25 protein-coding genes are annotated in these 23,971 nt (G+C 71.8%); 16 read left to right on the top strand and 9 right to left on the bottom strand.

What is annotated here, in order from left to right:
* Positions 1–33 precede the first annotated feature (33 nt).
* The gene (locus tag AB0I59_RS26970) at positions 34–669 is read right to left on the bottom strand and encodes a transcriptional regulator (protein ID WP_358137194.1); all 636 of its coding nucleotides are present in this window, start codon (positions 667–669) and stop codon (positions 34–36) included.
* Positions 666–1,061: a DNA-binding protein gene (locus tag AB0I59_RS26965; RefSeq protein ID WP_358137191.1), complete on the bottom strand. Its 396-nt coding sequence runs from the start codon at positions 1,059–1,061 to the stop codon at positions 666–668. Before AB0I59_RS26965 ends, AB0I59_RS26970 begins: the two co-directional genes overlap by 4 nt.
* 60 nt (positions 1,062–1,121) lie before the next feature.
* Between AB0I59_RS26965 and AB0I59_RS26960 the strand changes: the two genes are divergently transcribed.
* From AB0I59_RS26960 to AB0I59_RS26950, 3 genes are all read left to right on the top strand, one after another.
* Positions 1,122–2,369, top strand: coding sequence for a PEP/pyruvate-binding domain-containing protein (locus AB0I59_RS26960; RefSeq protein WP_358137189.1), 1,248 nt, complete (start codon positions 1,122–1,124; stop codon positions 2,367–2,369).
* Positions 2,370–2,446: 77 nt separating this feature from the next.
* A complete protein-coding gene (locus AB0I59_RS26955; RefSeq protein ID WP_061254667.1) occupies positions 2,447–3,061 on the top strand; it encodes a histidine phosphatase family protein in 615 nt (204 codons plus the stop codon).
* A 1-nt stretch (position 3,062) separates the two neighbouring features.
* Positions 3,063–3,410 (top strand): helix-turn-helix domain-containing protein, encoded by a 348-nt coding sequence (locus AB0I59_RS26950; protein ID WP_358137187.1) that lies wholly within the window; start codon positions 3,063–3,065, stop codon positions 3,408–3,410.
* 230 nt (positions 3,411–3,640) lie between these two features.
* Here the strand turns inward: AB0I59_RS26950 and helR are convergent, their stop codons facing one another.
* The 3 genes from helR to AB0I59_RS26935 form a co-directional block, all read right to left on the bottom strand.
* Complete coding sequence (helR, locus tag AB0I59_RS26945) at positions 3,641–5,791, bottom strand: RNA polymerase recycling motor ATPase HelR (RefSeq protein WP_358137185.1); 2,151 nt, start codon at positions 5,789–5,791, stop codon at positions 3,641–3,643.
* A gap of 213 nt (positions 5,792–6,004) precedes the next feature.
* Complete coding sequence (locus AB0I59_RS26940; protein WP_358137183.1) at positions 6,005–7,216, bottom strand: glycosyltransferase; 1,212 nt, start codon at positions 7,214–7,216, stop codon at positions 6,005–6,007.
* A 242-nt stretch (positions 7,217–7,458) separates the two neighbouring features.
* Positions 7,459–7,998 carry a hypothetical protein gene (locus tag AB0I59_RS26935; RefSeq protein ID WP_228639623.1) on the bottom strand — a complete coding sequence of 180 codons (540 nt, stop codon included), beginning with the start codon at positions 7,996–7,998 and terminating at the stop codon, positions 7,459–7,461.
* A gap of 146 nt (positions 7,999–8,144) precedes the next feature.
* On the opposite strand from AB0I59_RS26935, the gene AB0I59_RS26930 reads away from it, so the two are divergent.
* Together AB0I59_RS26930 and AB0I59_RS26925 are read left to right on the top strand one after the other, a co-directional pair.
* Positions 8,145–9,398, top strand: a complete 1,254-nt coding sequence (locus AB0I59_RS26930) for a histidine kinase (protein WP_063818702.1) — start codon at positions 8,145–8,147, stop codon at positions 9,396–9,398.
* Entirely contained in the window at positions 9,395–10,012 is a 618-nt protein-coding gene (locus AB0I59_RS26925; protein ID WP_358137179.1) for a response regulator, read from the top strand. Before AB0I59_RS26930 ends, AB0I59_RS26925 begins: the two co-directional genes overlap by 4 nt.
* Positions 10,013–10,018: 6 nt before the next feature.
* Here the strand turns inward: AB0I59_RS26925 and AB0I59_RS26920 are convergent, their stop codons facing one another.
* On the bottom strand, positions 10,019–10,930 hold the full coding sequence (locus tag AB0I59_RS26920) for a LysR family transcriptional regulator (RefSeq protein ID WP_061254661.1): 912 nt from the start codon (positions 10,928–10,930) through the stop codon (positions 10,019–10,021).
* A gap of 75 nt (positions 10,931–11,005) precedes the next feature.
* Between AB0I59_RS26920 and AB0I59_RS26915 the strand changes: the two genes are divergently transcribed.
* Positions 11,006–11,740, top strand: a complete 735-nt coding sequence (locus AB0I59_RS26915) for a CTP synthase C-terminal region-related (seleno)protein (RefSeq protein ID WP_061254659.1) — start codon at positions 11,006–11,008, stop codon at positions 11,738–11,740.
* 113 nt (positions 11,741–11,853) lie between these two features.
* Positions 11,854–13,146, top strand: a complete 1,293-nt coding sequence (locus AB0I59_RS26910) for a hypothetical protein (RefSeq protein ID WP_358137177.1) — start codon at positions 11,854–11,856, stop codon at positions 13,144–13,146.
* Between the two features lie 23 nt (positions 13,147–13,169).
* Here the strand turns inward: AB0I59_RS26910 and AB0I59_RS26905 are convergent, their stop codons facing one another.
* A complete protein-coding gene (locus tag AB0I59_RS26905; protein WP_061254656.1) occupies positions 13,170–13,562 on the bottom strand; it encodes a DUF3224 domain-containing protein in 393 nt (130 codons plus the stop codon).
* 403 nt (positions 13,563–13,965) lie between these two features.
* Between AB0I59_RS26905 and AB0I59_RS26900 the strand changes: the two genes are divergently transcribed.
* The 4 genes from AB0I59_RS26900 to AB0I59_RS26885 all read left to right on the top strand — a co-directional run bounded on the left by AB0I59_RS26900 (position 13,966) and on the right by AB0I59_RS26885 (position 18,360).
* The gene (locus AB0I59_RS26900) at positions 13,966–14,574 is read left to right on the top strand and encodes an ATP-binding protein (RefSeq protein ID WP_061254654.1); all 609 of its coding nucleotides are present in this window, start codon (positions 13,966–13,968) and stop codon (positions 14,572–14,574) included.
* Positions 14,575–14,774: 200 nt separating this feature from the next.
* Entirely contained in the window at positions 14,775–15,281 is a 507-nt protein-coding gene (locus tag AB0I59_RS26895) for a 2Fe-2S iron-sulfur cluster-binding protein (RefSeq protein ID WP_061254652.1), read from the top strand.
* Positions 15,278–16,264, top strand: coding sequence for an FAD binding domain-containing protein (locus AB0I59_RS26890; protein ID WP_358137173.1), 987 nt, complete (start codon positions 15,278–15,280; stop codon positions 16,262–16,264). The genes AB0I59_RS26895 and AB0I59_RS26890 overlap by 4 nt, the downstream gene beginning before the upstream one ends.
* The gene (locus AB0I59_RS26885; protein ID WP_358137171.1) at positions 16,261–18,360 is read left to right on the top strand and encodes a xanthine dehydrogenase family protein molybdopterin-binding subunit; all 2,100 of its coding nucleotides are present in this window, start codon (positions 16,261–16,263) and stop codon (positions 18,358–18,360) included. Before AB0I59_RS26890 ends, AB0I59_RS26885 begins: the two co-directional genes overlap by 4 nt.
* A 169-nt stretch (positions 18,361–18,529) precedes the next feature.
* Here AB0I59_RS26885 and AB0I59_RS26880 read toward each other — a convergent pair whose 3' ends face one another.
* On the bottom strand, positions 18,530–19,087 hold the full coding sequence (locus tag AB0I59_RS26880; RefSeq protein WP_358137168.1) for a TetR/AcrR family transcriptional regulator: 558 nt from the start codon (positions 19,085–19,087) through the stop codon (positions 18,530–18,532).
* Positions 19,088–19,145: 58 nt separating this feature from the next.
* Here AB0I59_RS26880 and AB0I59_RS26875 point away from each other — a divergent pair, with 58 nt between their 5' ends.
* The 3 genes from AB0I59_RS26875 to AB0I59_RS26865 all read left to right on the top strand — a co-directional run bounded on the left by AB0I59_RS26875 (position 19,146) and on the right by AB0I59_RS26865 (position 21,374).
* Positions 19,146–20,123 carry a DsbA family protein gene (locus tag AB0I59_RS26875; RefSeq protein ID WP_358137165.1) on the top strand — a complete coding sequence of 326 codons (978 nt, stop codon included), beginning with the start codon at positions 19,146–19,148 and terminating at the stop codon, positions 20,121–20,123.
* Between the two features lie 232 nt (positions 20,124–20,355).
* Complete coding sequence (locus AB0I59_RS26870; protein WP_061254642.1) at positions 20,356–20,691, top strand: ArsR/SmtB family transcription factor; 336 nt, start codon at positions 20,356–20,358, stop codon at positions 20,689–20,691.
* Complete coding sequence (locus AB0I59_RS26865) at positions 20,691–21,374, top strand: cation efflux transmembrane domain-containing protein (protein ID WP_358137161.1); 684 nt, start codon at positions 20,691–20,693, stop codon at positions 21,372–21,374. Before AB0I59_RS26870 ends, AB0I59_RS26865 begins: the two co-directional genes overlap by 1 nt.
* A 96-nt stretch (positions 21,375–21,470) precedes the next feature.
* Here AB0I59_RS26865 and AB0I59_RS26860 read toward each other — a convergent pair whose 3' ends face one another.
* Positions 21,471–21,992, bottom strand: coding sequence for a MerR family transcriptional regulator (locus AB0I59_RS26860; RefSeq protein WP_358137159.1), 522 nt, complete (start codon positions 21,990–21,992; stop codon positions 21,471–21,473).
* A 99-nt stretch (positions 21,993–22,091) separates the two neighbouring features.
* Between AB0I59_RS26860 and AB0I59_RS26855 the strand changes: the two genes are divergently transcribed.
* Together AB0I59_RS26855 and AB0I59_RS26850 are read left to right on the top strand one after the other, a co-directional pair.
* Positions 22,092–23,327 (top strand): MFS transporter, encoded by a 1,236-nt coding sequence (locus AB0I59_RS26855; RefSeq protein WP_358137157.1) that lies wholly within the window; start codon positions 22,092–22,094, stop codon positions 23,325–23,327.
* A 91-nt stretch (positions 23,328–23,418) separates the two neighbouring features.
* Complete coding sequence (locus AB0I59_RS26850) at positions 23,419–23,832, top strand: YciI family protein (protein WP_358137245.1); 414 nt, start codon at positions 23,419–23,421, stop codon at positions 23,830–23,832.
* The last annotated feature ends 139 nt before the right edge of the window (positions 23,833–23,971 follow it).

The raw sequence follows: 23,971 nt of genomic DNA, 5'->3' as shown, positions 1-23,971 counted from the left end.
GCCATGGTGGACGCGGGGCGGCGGAGCGTGGGGTCAGGGTTCCGCGTGCCGGTCGATGCCGAGCGTGGCGATGAGGTCTTCGTGGAGCTCGAACCAGACACGGTGGCAGGAGTCGACGTCGGTGCGGTCGACCCAGGTGTTCTCCCCGACTCGGGCGCGCGCCAGGGCTGTGGTGAATCGTGTGTCGTATCCGCGGAACCGTGTGAGGACGCCCCGGAGCCGGTCTGTGAGTGGCAGGAGTGCGCGGTCGATGTCGGCGAGCTCGGAGAGGATTCTGGCGTCCCAGGCGGGATCGGAGTGGTCGTTGACGGCGAGTCGATCTCCGGCGGTGGGCCGGAGTTGCCAGTCGGTGCAGGCTCGTAGCAGGAGGGCGTTCAGCGGCAGGAACTCGCGGTAGACGTCACGGACCTCCTCGGCGCCGCCGACGCGTGCGAGCTCGGCCGCGAGCCGGCGCTCGTTCTCGGCTCGGCCCGGTTCGGTCAACGACCAGCCTCCTGTGCCGGCGAAGGCGGTGTGCGCGACCCACCCGCGTGCCTCGGCGTCGCGCAGCTCCTCTTCCGTCTCGGCCACATCGAGCCCGTACCGATGAGCGATCACCGGGGTGTCCGCGAACCCGATGACGCGCACGGCGTGCAGGACCAGGAGGCCGGGCGCGGAGTCCCGCGTCACGAGCCGGCGTCCTGTCGTGCTGCCAGGCGGGTGTACCGCTGCTGGCATGCCTGCGGTGATCTGAACCCCATCGCGTGCGCCATCTGCGCCCAGGTCAGTCCTGCGCTCCGGGCCGTGAACAGCAGGGCGGCTTCGAGTCCTTCGACCTCGGCGCGCGCGGCGGGCAGGAGAGCGAGCGCGCTCAGGATGTCCTGCGGGTCCAGGTCGGCGCAGCGCCAGACGGCGAACTGCGCGAGGTCGACCGCCGACGGCGGGACGGGCGAGGGTCGCCACGGACGGGCGTCGAGCGCATCCGCGCCCAGGCCCAGAAGGCGCTCGCGGGCGTCCTGCTCGCGGCGGGCCTGGACGTGGTCAGCGTGCATGGTGTGCGCGATGTCGTGCTTGCGTGGCATGCAGCTCATGATCCACAATCGACGCAGCGTCGTCAACATTCTGTTGAAAGGCAGGGGTGGATGATCGTACCCCTCATGGAGGCCGTCGCCGATACCTGCGGGGGCAAGGCCGGCGCACTCGGCGCGCTGCTCCGCGCGGGTCTGCCGGTTCCTGACGGTTTCGTCGTCTCGTTCGCCGCTTACCGCGCGGCCGTCCGCGACCTGGACCTCGGGCGGTCCGGCGGCGAGTCGGACGATCTCGCCGCGGCGCGGCAGGTGATCGAGGTCCGGCCGGTCGACGCGACCGTGATCGACGCGCTGGGACGCGCACTCGCCGAGCTCGGCGATCCGCCCGTGGCGGTGAGATCATCGGCAGCGAACGAAGACACCGGTCAGACATCGGCGGCCGGTCAGCATGAGAGCTTCCTCGCTGTGCACGGAGTCGGCGAGGTCGCCGGCGCCGTACGTGCCTGCTGGGCCTCGCTGTTCTCTCCACGTGCCGTCGACTACCGGGGTGCCTCTGGCCGCGACGACCATCCTTGCGACGATCTTGTGATGGCCGTCATCGTCCAACGCCATCTGGATGCCGAGGTGTCCGGGGTTATGTTCACGCCCGCGGACCCGGACGACGCGACCGAGATCGAGGCGTCCTGGGGACTTGGCCCCAGCGTCGTCGGGGGCACGGTCACCCCTGACGCCTACCGCGTCGCCGGGGACGGGTCGGTCACGCGCACCGTCGCAGACAAACGGACCCGCCTTGACCGGCGCGGCACGCAGCTCATCATTCGCGACGTGCCCAGCCGTGTCCGGGAGCAGCCGACGATCGACGACGCGACCGCCACACAGCTCGCCAAGCTGGGCAAGGAGATCGCTGCCGTACTCGGTGGACCGCAGGACATCGAGTGGGCGATCGTCGACGGCCGCACCTGGGTTCTGCAGGCACGGCCGGTCACCGCCGCACCCCCACCGCCGGCATCGCCTTCCAGTGCCTCGGACACCCCGGCCGCCACACTCACCGGAACCCCGGGCAGCCACGGGACCGTAACCGGCACCGCGAGAATCGTCCGTGGTCCCGGCGACTTCGCACGCGTGCAGCCGGGCGACATCCTCGTCTGCCCCTTCACCGACCCCGCTTGGACGCCGCTGCTGCGCATCGCCGCCGGCGTCGTCACCGAAACCGGCGGCGTGCTCTCGCACGCCGCGATCGTCGCTCGCGAGCATGCCATCCCCGCCGTCCTCGGCATCCCGAACGCGACGAGCAGGCTCCACGACGACACCGTCATCACCGTCGACGGCACCACCGGCACCGTCACGGCGGCAAACGCCTGACCTGATCACTTTCCACACCTACGGATCGAAAGGAGATGGGAAGCGGGCCCGCACGGACACCGCGCCCCTGACCACCGATGGCAACGCGACACCTCTACCTGGCACGCCACGGCGCGGCCGACGCGTTCGGGGAGCTCACCGGCATCGGGCACCGGCAGGCGAGCCTGCTGGGCGAACGGCTCGCCAACGTACCGGTCGAAGCCGTGTGGCACTCTCCGCTGCCACGCGCCGTAGCGAGCGCGCACGAAATCGCCCGGCATCTACCGGACGTGCCCGTGACCGAGGCCGCCGAACTCGTCGACCACGTGCCCTACGTTCCCAGTGCGGCCGAAACACCCCCGTCCTGGGCCGGCTTCTTCGACGGGTACGACGACACCGAGGCGGCCTCGGGCCAAAGGCTCGCCGAGGCACTGGTCGCCCGGTTCGCGAAGGTCCCCGACACGACCGCGAAAGGGACCCGGCCCGACACACACGAGGTCCTGGTGACGCACGCCTATCAGATCGCGTGGCTGGTGCGGCACGCCCTGGACGCGCCGCCATCGCGGTGGCTCGGACTGAACAGCGCCAACGCCGCACTGACGGTCATTGAGTACCGCACCGGCCTGCCGCCCACGATCGTGATGTTCAACGACATGAGTCACCTCCCGACCGACCTGCGTTGGACTGGGTTCCCCGAAGGAATGAGGCCGTGAGGTGGCTCCTCCCATCCGTACGCGCGCCATGAGCGCCGGGTTGTCCCCGAGCGTGGCCGAGGCCGTGTGGCGCGCCATGATCGCCATGACCCGCCGCATCGAACGGGCGATGGCGTTGCTGCGCGCGGGTACCAGCGTGACCGACGCGTGCATGGCGGTCGGCTGTACCTCGCTCGACTCGTTCAGCTCGCGATTCACCGAGCTTCTGGGGGAGACGCCGAGCGCCTACCGCGCACGGGAGCACCGCGCCGTGCCGGCGATGCCCCCGTGCGTGGCGAAGATGCACACTCGGCCGACCAGGAGCGTGCCGAGCAGGGTTCGGGAATCGGGACGCGAAGCCGCCGCCTAGCGTCGGCTGGATGACCGTCGCACTCCAGTACTGCCACATCACCGTCGCAGGAGGGTGTTCCCGGCCTCACGCCCCTTCAGCACCGCCGCTGTCCCGGCGCGGAAGGGGCGTGACACGGAATCCCGATCACCTGGCGCACGGGCCTCCGTCGACTCGCTCCGGCCCAGCTCGCCGCCGGGCGGGCATGGGGCGACTCGGCACCGTTACGTGTCACATTCGTCCGGCCGACGTCAGGAGCTCGTGAGGATGACGAGTTGCTGGGTCGCTCGGGTCATCGCGACATAGCGGTCGACCGCTCCTTCGATGTCCTTGCCGAACGCCTCCGGGTCGATGAGGACGACCAGGTCGAACTCGAGCCCCTTCGACAGCTCCGGGGCCAGTGACCGGACGCGGGACGTCTCCTGGAACGTGGGATCGCCGATGACGCAGGCGATCCCTTCGGCATGCTCGGCGAGCCAGGTGTCGAGGATCGAGCCCAGATCCGAAACGGATCCGTGGACGACGGGGACGCCGCTGCTGCGGATGGAGGTCGGCACGTTGGCATCCGGGAGCACGGCCCGGATGACCGGCTCGGCCTCCGCCATGACCTCTTCCGGCGTCCGGTAGTTGATGCTCAGGGAGGCCAGGTTGATCCGGTCCAGCCCGATCCGCTCGAGCCGTTCCTGCCACGACTCGGTGAACCCGTGCCTGGCCTGGGCACGGTCCCCGACGATGGTGAAGCTCCGGGACGGGCAGCGGAGCAGCAGCATCTGCCACTCCGCGTCGGTGAGTTCCTGAGCCTCGTCCACGACGATGTGCGCGAACGGGCCGGCGAGCCGGTCCGGGTCGATGGTGGGCAGCTCGGACTCGTCGACCAGATTTCGCTGGAGGTCCTCTCGGCGCAGCTGCGTCACGAGGCCTTCGCCGTCGTCGTCGGCCTCGATCAGGTTGTCGACGACCTGGGCCATGCGCTCGCGTTGGGCGGCGAGAGCGGCTTCCTGCCGGCGCCTGCGTCGTGACGCCTCCGGGTCGCCGAGCCGCTGCCCTGCCGCGTCCAGGAGCGGCAGGTCGGACACCGTCCAGGCCTGGGCGTCCTCGCGCTGCAGCTTCCGGATGTCGTCGGGGCTGAGCCAGGGAGCACACAGCCGCAGGTAGGCGGGCACCGACCACAGGTCTCCGACGAGGTCGGCCGCTTCGATCAGCGGCCACGCGCGGTTGAAGGTCGTGAGCAGCTCCCTGTTCCGCAGCAGCGACTTGCGGAGCAGGTCAGCCGGTGCTTCGTCGTCATCGTGCTTGTCCACCAGGATCGTGAGCAGCTCTTCCCAGATCTGGTCGCGCGCCTCGTTGTGCGGAGTGCCGGGTTCTGGTGCCTCGAACGCCTCGGCCCAGTCGTCCGGGCTCAGCCAGATGTCGGACCAGGGGGTCGTGACCGTCATCCCCTTGGTGGGCGGGTTCTCATAGAACCTGACGGCCGGCTCGATCGCCTTCACCAGGTCCGCGGACGACTTCAGGCGGGCCACGTCCGGGTCGGTCTCGATCGCCGCCGCGGCTCCCTCGGCGACGAGGTCCCGCAGGGTGCAGGTCTGCACGCCCTCCTCTCCCAGGCTGGGGAGGACGTCGGCGACGTAGGCCAGGTAGGGCTGGTGCGGACCGACGAACAGCACGCCGCCCCGGCGGTGACCGAGGCGAGGGTCGGAGTAGAGGAGGTAGGCGGAGCGGTGCAGGGCGACGACGGTCTTCCCCGTACCCGGGCCGCCGTCGACGACGAGAGCGCCGCGGGATCCCGCGCGGATGATGGCGTCCTGGTCGGCCTGGATGGTGCCGAGCACGTCTCGCATCCGTGGCGACCGGCTGCTGCCCAGGCTGGCGATGAAGGCGGACTGGTCGTCGAGCGCGGCGTGCCCTTCGAACCCGTCCGAAGTGAACACCTCGTCCCAGTAGTCGCTGATCCGGCCGCGGGTCCACCGATACCTACGCCGGCTGGCCAGACCCATCGGGTTGGCGTGGGTGGCTCCGAAGAACGGCTCCGCCGCGGGAGAGCGCCAGTCGAGCAGCAGCCGACGACCCGCGCTGTCCGTAAGGCCGAGTCGCCCGACGTACACGGGCTCGGAATCGTCCGCGCCGACCATGCGTCCGAGGCACAGGTCCAAACCGAAGCGACGCAGTACGCGCAGGCGGGCGGTCAGCCGGTGGATCTCCATGTCCCGGTCCATCGCCTGCCGGCCTTTGCCGCCGGGCGCCTTACGCTCGGCGTCGAGGCGGTCGGACAGGTCGGCGATCGACCGCTCGAGGCTCTCCGCGATGGCGGCGAAGTGCTGCTCATCGTCGGCGATCAGCGTCGGGTCGGCCTTGCGGGAGAGGCTGTCGGGAAGGTCGAACGCGCTGGTAGTCGCGCGGTTCACGTCATCAGCTCCGATCTGAGGTCGCTTGCGACCACTACGCGCACCAGGGCGTCCGAACCGGTGTTACGGCCGGGTGGCCATGACGGGCAACGCTCCGCCTGGCCGTGGATCCCATGGCCGTTGCCGGTTCAGGTCGCAGGGTGCGCGGGTTCTCGTGTTCTGGGTTCTGGCTCGGCGATCCCGCGTGGTCCACGCGGGTACGGGCGGCCTTTCTCAGCTGACCGCGTCGAGGAGCAGCTTCGCGGCCACCGTCGCCCCGTCGGTGCGGATCGTGCCGGCCACGGCGGTCGCTCGTGCGCGGGTCTTCGGGGTCAGGGCGGTTTCGAGCGCGGCGGACAGGGACTCGAAGGTCGGAGTCGGACCCTCGTGAGCCACACCGATGCCCAGGTCGGCCACCCGGCCGGCCCAGTACGGCTGGTCCGCAGCCTGGGGTACCACCACCTGAGGCGCGCCGGCCCGGGCGGCGGTCGTCGTGGTGCCCGCACCGCCGTGGTGCACGACGGCGGCCACCCGGCCGAACAGTGCCTGCTGGTTGACCTCACCGACGACGAAGCAGTCCTCGGCGTCGTCGATCAGGTCCAGATCGGCCCAGCCGCGCCCGACGAGTACGCGGCAGCCCTGCGCGCGGACCGCCTCGATGGCGACCTGGGCGACGTCCGTCGACGCGCGCATGGGCATGCTGCCGAAGCCCACGAACACCGGTGGGGCGCCCGCCTCCAGGAACGCCTCCAACTCGGCCGGGAGCGGACGAACGTCGGGCAGGACCCACGCCCCGGTCTGGACGACGTCGAGGTCCGGCGTCTCCTGCCAGGGGTCCAGGGCCGGGTCCGTCGCCAGCCACGGCTGGTCGCCGATGACGTAGTCGCGGACGTTGTCCACCGGTGGCAGGCCGATCGACGCCCGATTGGTGTTGAGCGCCTCACCGAACAGCGCGTTGATGCTCTGGGCGTCCAGGTCCCACAGCACCCGCTTGTCGGTCACCTCCGGCGGGAACGGCCGGCCCGGATACGCCAGCGGCGGATGGTGTGGCGACGGAAGGGTGAGCTGCTGGAAGGTCACGGACACGGAGCGGATGCCCAGTTTCTCGGCCACCGATCGCGCGCCGGCCGCGGCCGGCATCATGCCGGTCGCAACCAGCACGTCACATCCCTCGGCGGCCGCGATGACCGAGTCGAACTGGCCGGCGATCAACTCGGCCGCGCGCTGGGGCAGGGATGACGGCTGCGGCGCCCCGGTCGTCAGCGCGCGCGCCGACTGGCCGACCGGCACCAGCGGCACGCCGGCACCGGCCAGCCGCTGCGCGAAGTCCTCGTCCGGTGGCGCGCACACGCGCACCTCCGCGCCGAATGCCCGCAACCGCACCGCCAGCGCCACCAGCGGCTCGACGTCCCCGCGCGACCCATACGTCGACAACAACACCCGCACTTCGCGTCCCCCAATTTCCGCAGGTTCTGGCTGCGTCCGATGATTCTGGGGCACGACCCGGGTCTTGTGGCAAGCCCCCCGGTGCGCTATACGTTGAGAGTGGAAAGGCGCGGGTACTCCCCTTTCCCCTTTCATCGTCCGTTGTGGACGGACAAGCCCTTCGCGAAGCGGCGCGGTCAGGTACATGACGGCCCTCCAGGTCGGCGGAGTGGGCCCGCCCAGCAGGGTGCCCGCGCCGACGCCTAGCGCTCGGGAGAGACCTTCTTCGGCCAGAGGGTGTAGCTCACCGGCCACAGCAGAGCGATCAGCGGGACCTTGGCCGTGCCCACCATGAACTGCGACAGCGCCTCGGTGCGCGCCGGGTCGCCGATGAGCCAGACCATCGCGAGCAGGAGAGCGCAGGTGATGCCGTACGCGGCGACGATGCGCAGCCAGATGAGCCACTCGTAGCGGGCGCGGGCCATCCCGCCCGCCGGGGGCTTCCACGGCGGGGGTCCACCGGCGAACCGGTGGGAGATCCAGGCGTCGGCCCACCTGATCGTCCGGTGGCCGAACATCACGGAGAATCCCAGGTAGGCGGCGGCGAGTCCGTGCTGCCAGGTGGCGACCGCTCCCCCGCGGATGTCGATGACGGTGGCCACGAGCAACACGAGGTCCAGCAGTGGAACGGCCAGCAGCAGCGCCCCACCGGTCCGTCGCATGCGCAGCGCGTAACGTGCCAGGAGTCCAAGGCCCAGGAACACCCAGAAGCCGACTTCGCACCCAATGATCAACGCGAGCACCCGCTCACCACCTCCCCTTCCAGCCTGGGCCATCCGGGATGCGGCGGGCGTCGTCGGTGATGATGAACTGGCCTGCATCCTTCGATGTACGCCGGGTGGTACCCGCGCGGGACGGGACGGGTCCGGAGCCGTGGTGGGATGGGCGGATGACGACTCCCAGCAGGCAGGAGGTGGCGGCGGCGGTGGCCGCCTTCGCCGCGGGGCTGCTCCTGCTCGGCGGTGGGGCCTACGTGCACAGGGGTGCGGCGGTGGGGCTCTTCGTGCTTCCCCTGGTCGTGACGTGCTGCGGGGTGGCCCTCCGGAAGCGGGCGCCCGTCGTGGCGCTGGTGCTGGGCGCCGTCGCCCTCGTGGGTGACGTCCTGCTCGGCCCCTCGCTGGGTACCGTGCTGATCGTCACGGACAACATCTATGCCGGGGTGCTGTACGGGCCGCGCCCGCTCGGGCGGATCATGCTGTGGATCACCTCGATCGGCGCGATCGGGGTCGGTGCGCTCCTGGGGCTGATGGTCGGGGACTGGCGGGTGCCGGCCGCCATGGCGGTCCAGGCGGCCCTGGTGGGGGTGGTCCCGGTCACGACGGCGATCGCCGTACGCCAGCATCGGGACCAGGCCGTGGCCGAGCGGGCCAGGGCCGAGCAGGTGGCCCGCCTGGCGGAGCTCGACCGGCGGGCCGCCGTGTCCGCCGAACGCACCCGGATGGCGCGCGAACTGCATGACATGGTCGCCAACCATTTCAGCGCGATCGCCATCCAGTCGAGCGCGATGCTCGCCCGCGCCGATCTGGACCCGGCGGCCACGCGGAAGATCGTGGAGTCGATCAGGGAGAACAGCGTCCAGGGCATGGCGGAGATGCGGACGATGATCGGTTTTCTGCGTGAGGACGGTGAGGAGATCGAGGCCAGGCGGCACCGGTTGTCGGATGTCGAGACGTTGATCGCGCGGACCGGTTTCCCGGTGGAGCTGAGTGTGGGCGGGACCTCGCGCGACCTGCCCGCCGCCGTGGACCTCGCGGGTTACCGCATCCTGCAGGAGTCGTTCACGAACGTGCTCAAGCACGGCACCGATCGGGGCGCGCGGGTGCAGGTCCGCTATCGGCCCGACATGGTCGAGCTGACCGTGCTGAACGACGTGGGCGCTCGTCCCTCCGGGCTGCCGGGGGCGGGAGCCGGTCTGGTCGGCATGCGGGAGCGCGCCACGCTGCTCGGCGGATCCTTCGAGGCCGGGCCGTACGGGAGCGGCTGGCGGGTGCGGGTGGAGCTGCCGACGGGTGCGGCCGCCCCGGCAGGGTTGTTCTGGCCCGCGCGGAGGCGGGCGGCGGAGCCGCGCGAGGAGGTGCCGGGTGAGCCGGGTGGCGTGGCGCCGGGTACGGCGCGTGTCGAGCGGGAGAAGGAGCTGTCGTGATCCGGGTACTGGTGGCCGACGATCATGCCGCGGTGCGCGCGGGACTCGTCCTCATCCTGGAGGGCGCGTCCGACATCGAGGTGGTCGGCGAGGCGGGTGACGGGCGGTCCGCGGTCGACATGGCGGTGCGGCTGCGCCCGGACGTCGTCCTGATGGATGTACGGATGCCTCGCCTCGACGGGATATCGGCCACTCGTGAGCTCGGTGGCGTGGCGGACGTCCTCATCCTGACGACGTTCGACCTCGACGAGTACGTCTTCGGCGCGTTGCGTGCGGGAGCGGCGGGGTTCCTGCTGAAGAACACCGACGCGGAGTCCCTGGTGTCGGCCGTACGGCTGGTCGCCCGTGGTGAGGGGCTGATCTCGCCGTCCGTCACCCGCAAGCTGATCGCCGCGTTCTCCGGGGGGCCCGACGTCGATCCGGTGGCGGTGGAGTCGCTGACCCCGCGAGAACGCGAGGTCCTGGCGGGGCTGGGCCGGGGGTTGTCCAACGCCGAGATCGCGCGGTCGCTCGGCATGGCCGAAGCGACCGCGAAGACGCATGTCAGCCGGGTGCTGGCGAAGCTCGGGTTGCAGAGCAGGGCGCAGGCCGCCGTCTTCTGGTCCGGCCTGTGATCCGGATCACGCTCCGTCGGCCGTTCCGGCAGCGGTGACGGAGGTGAGGGCGGTGACGAGCGCTGTGGCGGCCGATCCCGCGTTACGGCCGTGGAGGAGTTCGGTGCGATGGACCAGGCGCGGGGTGGTGAGTGGCACCGCACGGACTCCGGGCCGGCCCGCCGCCGCCGGAGCGGGCAGGACCACGAGCCCGTGACCGGCGGCGACGAGCGCGATGAGGGCCGAGGCGTCGGTTCCCTCGTAGCGGATCGAGGCGGCCGGGTTGTCGGACTGAGCCGCCGTACGCAGGTCGGGCAGCGGGGCGGCCACCTCGGGGGCGTCGATCCAGCGGGCGTCCAGGAGGTCGTCCAGACGCAGTCCGGTCCGCCGGGCGAGTGGATGCGCGTCGGGCAGGATCACGGCGAGATGTTCCTCGGCGACCGCGACGCCCGTGATCGTGTCGACGTCCAGCAGGTGCAGCGGGTCACCGGGCGCGGCCACCCCGTCGACGAGACCGAAGGAGCACTCGCCGGTCGCGACGGCGGTGAGGACCGCCTGGCGTCCGGCGACCCGTACGGTGACGTCCAGGCCGGGCATGGAGCGGCGTATCCCGGTGAGAGCGTGCGCGATCCGGGCCGTCATGGCCGACGGCGTCAGGTCGAGCAGGAGATGTCCGGGCGGTTCCGCGGCCGCCCGGAGGACGTCGGCCCTGGCCGCGTCCAGGCGCAGCAGGATCGGGGCCGCGTGGTCGAGCAGCCGCTCCCCCGCCTCGGTCGGGCCGACCGGGCGCCGGTGCAGCAGCGGGGTGCCGAGGTCGCTTTCGAGTGCCGCGATGTGCTGGGAGATCGCGGACTGGGTGTAGCCGAGTTGCCTGGCGGCGGTCGAGAAGGACCCGCAGCCGGCCACCGCCACGAAGGTGCGCAGGAGATGGGGATCCACTCGATCAGTATCGCTTATCGAGCGAGTGTGAATCATCGTTGGCGCTGAACCACCGGATCGGTCGAGGATGGCGCCATGTCCGCAACCTCATCCGCCTTCACCGCCCGGGTCGCCGTCGTCGGCGACCGTTCCCCGCACGTGCGCGCGCATGCCCGCGTCCCCTTCCTGCTGAACGCTCTTCGCGACCGTGAGCAGCTCGATCTCGACGCGTACTGGATCCCCACCGGTGACGCGGAGGACGAGCGCGCGCTGGAGGGGTTCGACGGCGTCTGGCTCGTGCCGGGCAGTCCGTACCGCAGCGAGGCCGGCGCGGTCGCCGCGGTGCGCGCGGCGCGCGAGCGGGGGATCCCGTTCCTCGGCACGTGCGGGGGCTTCCAGCACGCTCTGCTGGAGTACGCCCGCGACGTCTGCGGGCTGGCCGAAGTCGCGCACGACGAGAACACTCCCGGTGAGGAGCTCCCGCTGATCGCGCCGCTCGTCTGTTCGCTCGTCGGTCATGAAGGGGCGGTGCGGGTCGCGCCGGGGTCGCTGGCCGAGAGGGTGCTGGGGACTAACCGGACGGTGGAGCGCTACCACTGCTCCTATGGGGTGAATCCGTACTATCTGGATGTCCTGCGCGAGCACGGCATGCGCCTGACCGGGTTCGACGACGCGGGCGAGGTGCGCATCGCGGAACTGGCGGACCATCCGTTCTTCCTGTGCACGCTGTTCCAGCCCGAACTCTCCCGAGGTGAGTCCCAGCCCCATCCGGTCATCCGGGCCTTCGCCGCAGCGGTCGCCGCGCACGCCGCCTCCACGATGCGCGCCTGACCCGCCCGCGGAGCGGGAACCGCCCCGGCGGAGCCGCGCGGACGGCGAGTACGGCGGGCGGGCATGGGCACGCGCGATTACGGACAGTAACTCCTTTGGGGGGAGGAGGGTACGTGGGACGGATGGTCATGGCTCGCGTGGTGGCGGTGTCGCTCGTACTCGCCGGCTGCGCGGCCACGTACGGGAACGGGCGGGCGCCGGTCACCGTCAGTCCCCCGTCCTCCGTTCGGTCGCCGCATCCGTCGGTGACGCCGCGCCAGTACCCGGCCCAGGGGAAGTTCGTCGTCGACCGGACGCAGGTGACCAGGTCGAACGGCACGTACACGGCTGACGGCGTCAACCTGTCGGCGATCCTCGTCACGAATTCGGGCAAGCTGACCATGACCAGCCCGCAGATCGACAAGACCGGCGACGCCGCGTCGAACAGCGAGAGCGGCTTCTTCGGCATCAACTCCGCGGTCCTGGCCCAGTCGGCCGGGACCGCCGTGATCTCGGGCGGCTCCGTGACGACGGACGGCGTGGGCGCCACCGCCCTGTTCGCCTATGGGCAGAAGTCCTCGCTGTCGATGACCGGGGGCACGATCGAGGCGAGCGGTGAGTACTCGCGCGGCGCGATAGCGGCGGACAGGGGGAAGGTGACCCTCGCCAGGGTGAAGGTCACGACGTCGGGGGATCACGCCTCGACGGTGACGGCGTCCCGGGGAGACGGCGAGATCGTCGTGGTCGGCGGCGAGTTGTCCACGTCCGGGCGGTACTCCGCCGGCGTGTACGCCCTGGGCACGATCACGTGCACCGGGGCACGCATCACCGCGGCGCGGTCCGAAGGGCTGGTGATCGACGGGGCGAGCTCGATCTCCCTGAAGGACTGCCTCGTGCGGGGCGCGGTCGGCGCCCGGCTCTACCGGTACGCCGGCCGTCGTCCAGGACGGGCCGTCCTCACCGTGCACGGGGGCAGGCTGATCGCCGAGAGGGGCGAGGCGTTCCAGGTGAGCAGCACGGCGGCGCTGATCACGGTGAAAGGGGGCGCCCGGGTGGAGAACAGCGGGCGGCTGGTCAACGCCACGCGGTACGGGCAGGCGGCGCTCGTCGTGGACGGTGGCAGGCTCACCGGAGACATCGTCACCGACGAGACCAGCGAGGCGTCGGTCGCGCTCCACGAGGGAGCGCGGCTGACCGGGCGGATCTCCAGGGCGGCGGTCGCCCTCGACCGGCCCAGCAGGTGGAACGTGACCGACGACTCCACGCTCACCGCGCTCACCGGCGCCGTGCTGAAGAACGGGGTCGTCGAGAACATCGTGGGAAACGGACACGATGTGCGCTACGACGCCCGCCTGCCCGCCAACGCGCCCCTGGCGGGCAGAACCTACCCCCTCGCCAAGGGGGGAAAGCTGCTTCCCCGCCGCTGACGCCGGGACGGCGTGACCCCGGCTCAGCCGAGTTCGTAGTCCAGGACGAAGGAGTGGGTGCCGTTCTCCGCCTCGATCCTGCCCTCTCCGCGCAGGCCGGCGAGCTCGCCGGTGCCGGAGGTGGGGACGATCAGCCAGCGCATCCACTGGACGCCGTTCTCGCTGCCCGCGCTGTGCTGCAGGACGAAGGTTCCCTTGCGGCCGCCCAGGGTGCCCTCGACGTGCTCGATCCCGGTGTACGCCGCGGGACCCGCGTCGGTCCCGACGGTGAGGATCTCGGTGGCGCTGGTCCCCTCGATGTCGCCCTGGAAGGTCTTGGTGATGCGGACCCGGCTGATCGTCGCGCCCTCGCGCCGGTCGGTGGCCATCTCGTCCCAGGCGGTGATGTCGAAGGTGCCGGTGGCCCGCGTGGTCATTGTGATCATCTCGCTCGTAGAGGTAGGCGTGTTCGGACAGGCTCGATCCTGCCCGCCGTACCTGTCAACTGATGTCAGGTACCGGTCGGACGTGCCACGGCGGACGGCGGCTCCGCGGTGGCCGCAGTGGCCGCGGTGAGCCCGGCGTGATCGCGAAGCGCGTCCAAGGCAGGGGTCCCGGGCGTGCTCTCGCTGCCGTGTTCGATCGGCGGGCACGGTCGCGGAGGGACGTCCTCTCCCCGGGAGTGAGGAATTTCCTCCGATCTCGTCAAGGTGGTACCGCCGGGTACCGGCGCTGGCTCATGATCTGTGTCATGCGTTCTCCGCGACTGCTCCCCCCGATCTCCGCCGAGCCGATACGGACGGCGCCCGCCCGCCACGCGGTTCGCGGACCGTTACGCGAATGTTGACCTCTCCCTTCCCCGCCCACGGCGGCAGGAGCGCCGCCGACCGGGTGTTCGGCTCGACCGCCACCACTCCGCGCAAGGCGCGGGCCTTCGCCCGGGGCCAGCTCGCCAGGTGGGAGCTGCCGCAGCTCGCCGACACCGTCGAGCTGCTCACGTCCGAGCTGGTGACCAACGCCATCCGGGCCACGGAAGCGGTGTCGGACCTGCCGGTGGCCTCGTCGGTGTTCCCCGTGGCCCTGCGGATGATCGCGCTGCGGCTGCTGCTGTCCCCCGGAAGCGTCGTGATCGAGGTCTGGGACGTCAGCGCCCAGATGCCGGACACCGGCCGGGCCGACCCCCTGGACGACCTGCGGGAGGGCGGCAGGGGGCTGGCCCTGGTCGGGGCGTTGTCCACGACGTGGGGGCACCGCACCGCCCCCGACCGGGGCAAGATCGTGTGGTGCGAGGTGGCCATACCGCCCGCCCGCTCCCCCGGGCCCCCCGCACGGAAACCGGGGGCGACCCTCCCCCGGCGGCTGCGGCACGCCGCGGTCACCGACCGCTCCGAGGGGCCGGACGCGCGGACGCTCCAGGGCATCCTCGACGGTCTGCGCCGGCTCGACTGACACCGCACGCCGCCCCACCGTGATCGCCCTGATCACCCGCGATCGCACCGCCCGGCCGGTCATCACCCCGGGAATATCAAGGCGTCCACCAAGGCCGTGCACAACCTGGCCACGATCTGCGGCCCGAGTGTTAGCCACGCGCCTCAGGGGCACAGGGCGCCTCTGAGGGCGGCTCCGAGGCCCGCCCGATGGAGGCGACCATGGATGCTCGGATCACGTTGCGGGTGGACGGCCGGGACAGATCATTGACGGTCGACACCCGCACCACCCTGCTCGACGCGCTGCGCGACCACCTGTCGGTCACCTCGCCCAAGAAGGGCTGTGACCACGGGCAGTGCGGCGCGTGCACCGTGTTGCTCGACGGACGGCGGGTGGTCAGCTGCCTGACGTTCGCGGTGGCGCACGACGGCGCCGACGTCACCACCGCCGAGGGGCTGGCCGAGGGAGGCGAGCCGCACCCGGTGCAGCGGGCGTTCCTGGAGCAGGACGGCTTCCAGTGCGGCTTCTGCACGCCCGGGCAGATCTGCTCGGCGGTCGGCATGCTGGAGGAGGTCAAGGCCGGGCACCCCAGCCACGTCACCGACGACCTGACCGGGCCCGTCACGCTCGACGACGAGGAGATCAGGGAACGGCTGAGCGGCAACCTGTGCCGATGCGGCGCCTACGTCAACATCGTCGCCGCCCTGCGCGAGGAGGCGGACTCGTGATCCCCTTCGAGTACCTGCGGGCCGGTGACCCCGCCGAGGCCGTCGCCGCCGTGGCCGAGCGTCCCGGCGCGGTCTTCCTCGGCGGAGGCACCAACCTGGTGGACCACATGAAGCTCGGCGTCGCCGAGCCGGACATGCTGGTCGACGTGTCGCGGCTGCCGCTCGACCGGGTGGAGGAGACGGCCACCGGCCTCCGCGTCGGCGCCGCCGTACGCAACAGCGACCTGGCCGCGCATCCGCTGGTGCGCGAGCGCTGTCCGATGCTGGCGCGGGCCCTGCTCTCCGGCGCCTCCGGGCAGTTGCGCAACGCCGCCACCACGGCGGGAAACCTGCTGCAGCGCACCCGCTGCCCCTACTTCCAGGACGTCACCACGCCGTGCAACAAGCGCGAACCGGGCTCCGGCTGCTCGGCGATCGGCGGGTACACCCGCTACCACGCCATTCTCGGCGCGTCCGAGCAGTGCGTCGCGGTGCACCCGTCCGACATGGCGGTGGCGATGGTGGCGCTGGACGCCGTGGTGATCGTGCTGGGCCCCGGCGGTGAGCGCGCGTTGCCGCTGGCGGACCTCTACCGGCTGCCGGGCGACACGCCGCAGCGGGACACGGTGCTGGAGCACGGCGAGCTCGTCACCGCCGTCGAACTGCCGGACCTGCCGTTCGCGCGGCGCTCGGCCTACCGCAAGGTGCGCGACCGCACCTCCTACAGCTTCGCGCTGGTCTCCGTCGCGGCCGCCCTCGATCTCGACGGCGGCACCGTCCGTGACGTACGGCTGGCCCTGGGCGGCGTCGCGCACAAGCCGTGGCGTGCCGTCCTGGCCGAAGAGGAGCTGCGCGGCAAGCCCGCGACCGAGGACGCCTTCCGCCGGGCCGCCGACGCCGAACTTGCGGCCGCGCGGCCGCTGCCCGGCAACGAGTTCAAGGTGCGGATGGCCCGCAACACCATCGTCGCGACGCTGCGCGACCTCACCGAGGAGGGGCGATGACCGTCCAGGATCGAGTGGTGGGCACGCCGTCACCCCGCGTCGACGGCCGGGCCAAGGTGACCGGGATCGCGGCGTACGCCTATGACCGGCCGGTGGACGACCCGGTGTACGCCCACCCGCTGCAGGCCACGATCGCGCGGGGACGGGTCGCCGCGATCGACGACGTGGCGGCGGCCGGGGTCAAGGGGGTCCTCGCGGTTGTCACCCACCGCGACGCCGCCCGCCTGGCCGACACCGAGGACGCCGAGCTGTCGGTCCTGCAGTCCGACGAGGTCGCGTTCCGGGGGCAGTTCATCGGGGTGGTGCTCGCCGAGACGCCCGAGATCGCCCGCCACGCCGCCGGCCTGGTGCGGGTGGAGTACGACGAGGAACCCCACGACACGGAGCTGCGGGCCGACCGCACCGACTTGTACGCGCCGGAGCAGGTCAACGGGGGATTCGCCACCGACACCGACGAGGGCGACGTCGACGCGGCGATGGAGGCCGCGGCGGTGACGGTCGACGAGATCTACACCACGCCGATGGAGCACAACAACCCGATGGAGCCGCACAGCACCGTGGCCATCTGGAACCCGGGCGGCGGCTTCCCCGAGGCGCCGCGGCTGACGCTGTTCGACTCGACGCAGAGCGTGCACTCCGTACGGTCGACGCTGGCGCGGGTCTTCGGCCTGCGGCCGGAGCAGGTGCGCGTGGTGTCCCCGTACGTCGGCGGGGGGTTCGGGTCCAAGGGGATGGCGCACGCGCACAACGTGCTCGCGGTGCTGGCCGCCCGCGCCGTGGCGGGGCGCCCGGTCAAGCTGGCGCTGACCCGCCACCAGATGTTCTCGCTGGCCGGTCACCGCACGCCCACGATCCAGCGCGTACGGCTGGGCGCCGACGAGGCGGGACGGATGACGGCCGTGGCGCACGAGGTGGTGGAGCACACATCGAAGATCAAGGAGTTCGCGGAGCAGACAGCGGTCGGGACGCGGATGATGTACGCGGCGCCGAACCGCCGCACGTCGCACCGGGTGGCCGCGCTCGACGTCCCCGTGCCGTCGTGGATGCGCGCGCCCGGTGAGGCGCCGGGGTTCTTCGGGCTCGAGGTGGCGATGGACGAGCTCGCCGCGGCCTGCGGGCTGGACCCGATCGAGCTGCGGGCGCGCAACGATCCCCGGAGCGATCCCGAGTCGGGCAGGCCGTGGTCGGGCCGTCACCTGGTGCGGTGCCTGCGCGAGGGGGCCGCCCGCTTCGGCTGGGAGGACCGCCCGGTGGTGCCCGGCACGCGCCGGCGGGGGCGCGAGCTGGGGGGCATGGGGGTGGCGAGTTCGACCTATCCGTACTACCGGTTCCCCGGCTCGCGGGCCGTCGTCGCGTACGGCGGGCGCGGCCGCTACACGGTGCGCATCGGCGCGGCCGACATCGGCACGGGCGCCTGGACGGTGCTGACGCAGATCGCCGCGGACGCGCTGGGCTGCCCTCTGGGCGCGGTGAGCGTGGAGATCGGGGACAGCGGCCTGCCGTCGGCCACCGTCGCGGGCGGGTCCTCGGGGACCACGAGCTGGGGTTCGACGATCGTCGCGGCGTGCCGCTCCTTCCGCCGCGTGTACGGGGACGATCCGCCGCCGGGCGCGGAGGCGGGCGACGACATGCCGGAGAATCCGGATGCCGAGCGGTACTCGATGCACTCCTTCGGCGCGCAGTTCGCCGAGGTCCGGGTGGACGCCGACACCGGCGAGATCCGGGTGCCCCGGATGCTGGGGGTGTTCTCGGTGGGCCGCGTCATCAATCCCCGTACCGCGCGTTCGCAGTTCATCGGGGGGATGACGATGGGGTTGTCGATGGCGCTGCTCGAGCGCAGCGTTCTGGACCACCGCACCGGGCATGTGATCAACCACGATTTCGCCGAGTACCTGATCGCCACGAACGCCGACGTGATGGACGTCGACGCCGTCTGGCTGGATGAGGAGGACGTCCACGCCGGTCCGCTGGGGGCCAGGGGCATCGGTGAGATCGGCATCGTCGGGGCCGCGGCGGCGATCGCCAACGCGGTGCACAACGCCACCGGGATCCGCGTACGCGATCTGCCGATCACACCGGATCTGCTCCTGCGCTGACTTCTGCGCTGAACCATCGCCGCGCTCGCGCCGACGGGCTGCTCGACGCGGACGCGCTGGTGGAGCGCACGCGCGAGTGAGCTGGTGCGGCAGGCGCGGCGCCTGCACGACCAGCTCACCAGCCCATCATGAGCTCGTTCGGGTGGTCCTGCCGTCCCCCGTCATGGAGTCAGGCGCGGAAGAGCCGCCAGAACGCCAGGGTCACCTCGGCGGCGGGGGCCGGACGGTCGCCGGTGACCCAGTAGGCGATCACGCCGGTGAGGGCGCCGGCCAGGTAGGTGGCGTGCAGCTCGGCCGGGACGTCGTCGAAGCCCTCGGGGCGTGACCCGCCGGTGAACCGTGCGGCCAGTTCGGCGGTCAGCCGCTCGCGCATGCGCGCGGCGAACAGTGCGCTGCCCTGGGCGCCCAGCATCCGCTGATACAGGGTGGCGCGAGCCGCCACGTGCTCGAACAGGTCGATCAGCGGCGCGGGCGCCTGGTCCCGGGGCGCGTCGCGTGGGCACAGCGCGGCGGCCCGCGCGACCTGGGCGACCGTGTCCTCCATGGCGTCGGTGACGATCGCGTCCACGTCGGGGAAGTGCAGGTAGACCGTCGCCCGGTTCACCCCGGCGAGCCTGGCCACCTCGGCCATGGTGATGGAGCCCACCTCCTTGTCGGCCGCCAGGTCGAGTATCGCGGCCCGCAGGCGGGCCCGGGTGCGTCGCGCGCGGGGATCATCCGGGTTCACGACGCCGACTATACGACACATGTTGCATACTCAACAGATGTCGCATAGATTGCCGGGCATGCGAATCGAGGTCTGGGCGGACGTTGTCTGCGGATGGGCGTACATCGGCAAGCGGAGGCTGGAGGCGGCCCTGGCCGACCCGGCCTTCGACGGCGTCCCCGTCGAGGTCGTGTGGCGGCCGTTCCGGATCGACCCCACCGCGCCGGCGCGGGCCGTTCCGCTTGAGGAGGCGTACGGCGATCCGATAGTGGACACCGCGCTGCGCCGGTGCGCGCCCGGCCTGTCGCCCATGGAGAACCGGGCGCGCGTCTCCGAGATCGCCGCCGAGGAAGGGCTGGGACCGCGCTGGGGAGCGGCCTGGCGGGCCGACACCCACGACGCCCACCGGCTGCTCGCCCTGGCATTCGAGCGCGGCGACGCGGCGCGGCAGAACGCCGTGGCCGAGCGGGTGATGAAGGCGCACTTCGTCGAGGGGCGCGACATCAGCGACCGTGAGGTGCTCGCGGCCGTCGCGGCCGAGGCGGGCTTCGCCGACGGCGCCGCACTGCTGGAGGCCGGCGCGGGCGAGGACGTGGTGCGGGAGTTGCTGCTCACCGGCAAGGCCAGGGGCGTGGCGACCTCGCCGACGATCGTCGTCGGCGACCGCGCGCTGGCGGGTGCCCAGCCCGCCGAGGTGATCAGGGAGTTCCTGTTGAAGGGCGGTCGGCGGCGCGAGCTGCCCGAGGAGGTGGAGCGCCTGCGCTACGCCGAGTCCCTGCTCGACCAGCGTGACCCGTTCGGGGCGTTGGTCCTGCTGCGGCCGCTGCTCGACGAGCACGGCGACGACCGCACCGTCCGCATGCTCGCCGCCCGGGCCTACTTCGCCTCGGCGCAGCTCGGGCGGGCCCGCCCCACGCTGGAGTGGCTGGTCGCAAAGTCGCCGGACGACTCCTACGCCCGGCACCTGCTCGGCCGTACCCTCCAGCGTCAGGGGCTGGCCGAGGAGGCCGCCCCGCACCTGACCATGGCCGCCGTCATGACCCCGGAATACGCCTGAGCGGCACTCATCCCAGCGGCGGTGGTCGGCCACCCCCATGCTGCCCCAGCGTGGGGGTGGGTGGCACCGGCCGAGCGGGATGGGTGCCGCTGCTCGGCGGTGTCCTTCGGAGAGGCCGCGCCCGTCTCGTATCCGCCCAGGAGGTCGCCGTCGCGCCGCCCGTGGAGTCGCCGGGCATTCGCGGCATAGTTCAGGATGTCCTGAATTCAGGGTTTCCTGTACTGTCTGAGGTATGCCGACTCTCGCCACCGACATCGACGCCCTGGCCCGGTTCGGCCGGGCGCTCGCCGATCCGATCCGCTGCCGCCTGCTCCTCGCCCTCCGCGAAGCCCCGGCGTATCCGTCGGATCTGGCCGAGGGGCTGGGGATCTCCCGTACCCGCCTGTCGAACCACCTGGCATGCCTGCGCGACTGCGGTCTGGTCGTCGCGGTGCCGGACGGGCGCCGCACTCGCTACGAACTCGCCGATGCGCGACTCGGCCACGCGCTGGACGACCTGCGCAGCGCCGTCCTGGCCGTGGAGACGGGCCGGGCCTGCGTGGACGCCGAGGAGAAGGGCTGCTGCTGATGAGCGCCCTGTCCCTGGGGCCGAGCCCCGCGCGCCGAGACGCGCTCGCCCGCCGGATCCGGCTGCTGGTCGCCGTCACCATCGGCTACAACGTGATCGAGGCGGTCATCGCCATGGCGGCCGGGACCGTCGCCTCCTCGGCCGCGCTGGTCGGCTTCGGCCTGGACTCGGTGATCGAGGTGTCCTCCGCCGCGGCGGTGGCCTGGCAGTTCTCCGCCTCCACCCACGCTGTACGCGAAGCGAGGGAGAGGACCGCCCTGCGGATCATCGCGTTCTCGTTCTTCGCGCTCGCCGCCTATGTCTCGGTGGAAGCGGTGCGGGCGCTGGCGGGAACGGGTGAGGCCGAGCGGTCGCTGCCCGGCATCGTGCTCGCCGCGTTGTCGTTGCTGGTGATGCCGTTCCTGTCCGCCGCGCAGCGCCGTGCCGGTCGCGAACTCGGCTCCGCCTCCGCCGTCGCGGACTCCAAGCAGACCCTGCTGTGCACCTACCTGTCCGCGGTCCTCCTGGTGGGCCTCGTCCTCAACGCCACTCTCGGCTGGTCGTGGGCCGACCCGGTCGCCGCCCTCGTGATCGCCGCCGTGGCCGTCAAGGAAGGCCGGGACGCCTGGCGCGGGGACGCCTGCTGCACCGCCCCCACCACTGCCGCCGACGCCACCACCTCGGGGTGCCGGGAATGCGGCTGAATGTGGCCGCACGGCGTCTTAGGTGATGCTGACGCGGCCGCGCACAACGATCGACATCGCCACCGGAAGCTGTTGGCTGTGCCATTGGTTGTGCTCTCATCCGCGCACGGGCGGCACCGGCGTCGAATCCGGACGAAGTGTTTCCCCGGAGGTTCCCGGCTCGCGTGCCGGCGCGCCGTCGGGTGCGGGTGCGGTGTCGGATGGGTTGTCGGATGGGTTGTCGGGCAGGCCGGTGGGCAGGTCGGTGGGCGCCGGGTTCGGCTGGACCGCGGCGAGGTAGGCGTGGATGGCGTCGCGGTTGCGGGCCAGGCAGTCGATGCGCTGCTGGATCCGCGCGGCTTCGCTCCGCAGCAGCTCGGCGAGTTCCGGGGTCAGGCACTCCGGGTGGAGGTGGATGTCGTCCGGTTTGTCGAGGAACGGAAGGATCCTGCGGATGATCTCGGTGGTGAGGCCGGAATCGAGGAGCCCGCGGATCTGCTGGACCCGATAGATGGCCGACACGTTGTACCGGCGGTAGCCGTTCTCGGCCCGCTCCGGATGCAGCAGATCCTGCTCCTCGTAGTAGCGCAGCATCCTGGTGGGAACGCCCGTACGCCGGGACAGCTCGCCGATCTTCATGGCCCTCCTCGGGCAGAGTGACGGGGGATCACGTTCTCGGATCGAGTGACGGGGATCACATTTGCCTTCACATTGATGTGAAGGTTTCAGCATGGTCGCATGTCCTCCCCAGCGACCACCAACGCCACCCCTCCGCCGACCACCGGGACGACGCTTCCCCTGCCGGGGTTGCTGGCGCTGTTCACGGCCGCGTTCTCCGCCGTGATGACCGAGCTGCTCCCCGCCGGGCTGCTGCCGCAGATGAGCGAGGCCCTGCACGCGTCCGAAGGCCGTGTCGGGTTCCTGGTGACCGGCTATGCGGTCGCCTCGTTCGTCGCCGCGATCCCCCTGACCGCCGCGTTGCGTGGCAGGCGCCGCCGCCCGGTGCTCATCGGCGTGATCGTCGGCTTCGCGCTCTGCAACGCCGTCACCGCACGCTCCTCGGCGTACGGGCTGACCTTCGCGGCCCGGGTGCTGGCGGGCGTGATGGGCGGAGTCATGTGGGCGATGCTCGCCGGTTACGCCGCCCGCATGGTCCCGGCCGAGCGTCGTGGCCGGGCCATCGCCGTCGTCCTGGCCGGGATCACGGTCGCGCTGTCCCTCGGCGTCCCCGCGGGCACCGCCCTGGCCACCGCCTTCGGCTGGCGCGGCGGGTTCGCCGCGCTGGCCGTGCTTTCCGTGATCCTGGTGGCCTGGGTGCGGTGGACGGTGCCCGACTTCCCCGGCGAAACGGCCACCCAGCGGGTCCCCTTGCACCGCATCGCCTCCCTGCCCGGCATTCTCACCGTCCTGTCCGTCACCCTGGTCCTGCTGCTGGGCCACCAGGCGATGTACACGTATGTGGCGCCGTTCGCCGCGCGCGCCGGCTTCGGCAACACCGGAGTGGTCCTGCTCGTCTTCGGCCTCGCCACGGTGGCCGGGATCTGGGTCGTCGGCACTCTCATCGACCGTCACCCGCGTCCGACTCTCCTGTGCGCACTCGCCCTGGTCGCGGCCGCGATGCTCGTTCTCGGGTTGTTCGGGCGTACGCCTGCGGTCCTGCTTGTCGCGGTCGCGGTGTGGGGCGCGGCCTTCGGCGGGGCGCCGACGCTGCTGCAGACGGCTCTGATCGGCGTGTCAGGGCCGGGGGGCGCGGACGTCGCCACCTCACTGCAGACCACCGTCTACAACGCCGGCATCGCCGCCGGATCCCTTGCCGGCGGCCTCGTCCTCGAAGGCGCCGGCGCCGGTGCCCTGCCGTGGGCCGCGCTCCCCCTGCTCGTCGCCGCGCTGGTCATCGTGACCGTGGGACGCCGCCACGCGTTCCCCGCCCGGCGTCCGGGTGGGCGGGTAGGCGAAGAATTCGCGATTAAGTGAGGGGCGGATGTCGCGAACGGGCCGACGGCCCCGACATCTCCGGTGAGAGGCGCCGCAGAGGTGCCCGCCGAGAGGAGAGACCGTGAAATACATGATCATGATGTACGGCTCGCAGCAGGACTACGACGTCCTGACCGGGACGCCCGCCGACGACAAGCCGGCCTGGTCCGCGGAGGACGTCGCGGCGATGCACGCGTTCATGGAGTCGTGGAACAACGACCTGGTCGAGTCCGGGGAGTTCGTCGACGCCCGCGGCCTGGCCGCTCCCGCGCACGCCAGGAGGGTTCGGCTGCGGGACGGGGTGCCGGTGGTGACCGATGGGCCCTACCCCGAGACCAAGGAGGTCCTCGCCGGCTACACGATCGTGGAGTGCGCGAGCTTCGACCGGGCGACCGAGATCGCCGCACGCCTGGCGAACACCCCCCACCCGGCGGACGCGACCCTGGACCACGAGTGGTACGTGGACGTGCGGCCGATCGAGGGCCATGGCGAGATGGAGGCGTGACCATCCCCGCCGCGACCACCCGGTGACCGCCGACGTGCCGGGTGACGCTGTCGGGTGACGATTCCGGGGTCTGCCGCGCCGGCACCGGCGCAGCCTGGCGAGGTCGTCGGAGTCGGGGTTTCTGGGTCCGCGCGTACTC

Source organism: Microtetraspora glauca (assembly GCF_040656155.1).
Taxonomy (GTDB): domain Bacteria; phylum Actinomycetota; class Actinomycetes; order Streptosporangiales; family Streptosporangiaceae; genus Microtetraspora; species Microtetraspora glauca.
Note: the sequence above shows the minus strand (reverse complement) of the source record. Positions and strands in the feature narration are given on the sequence as shown.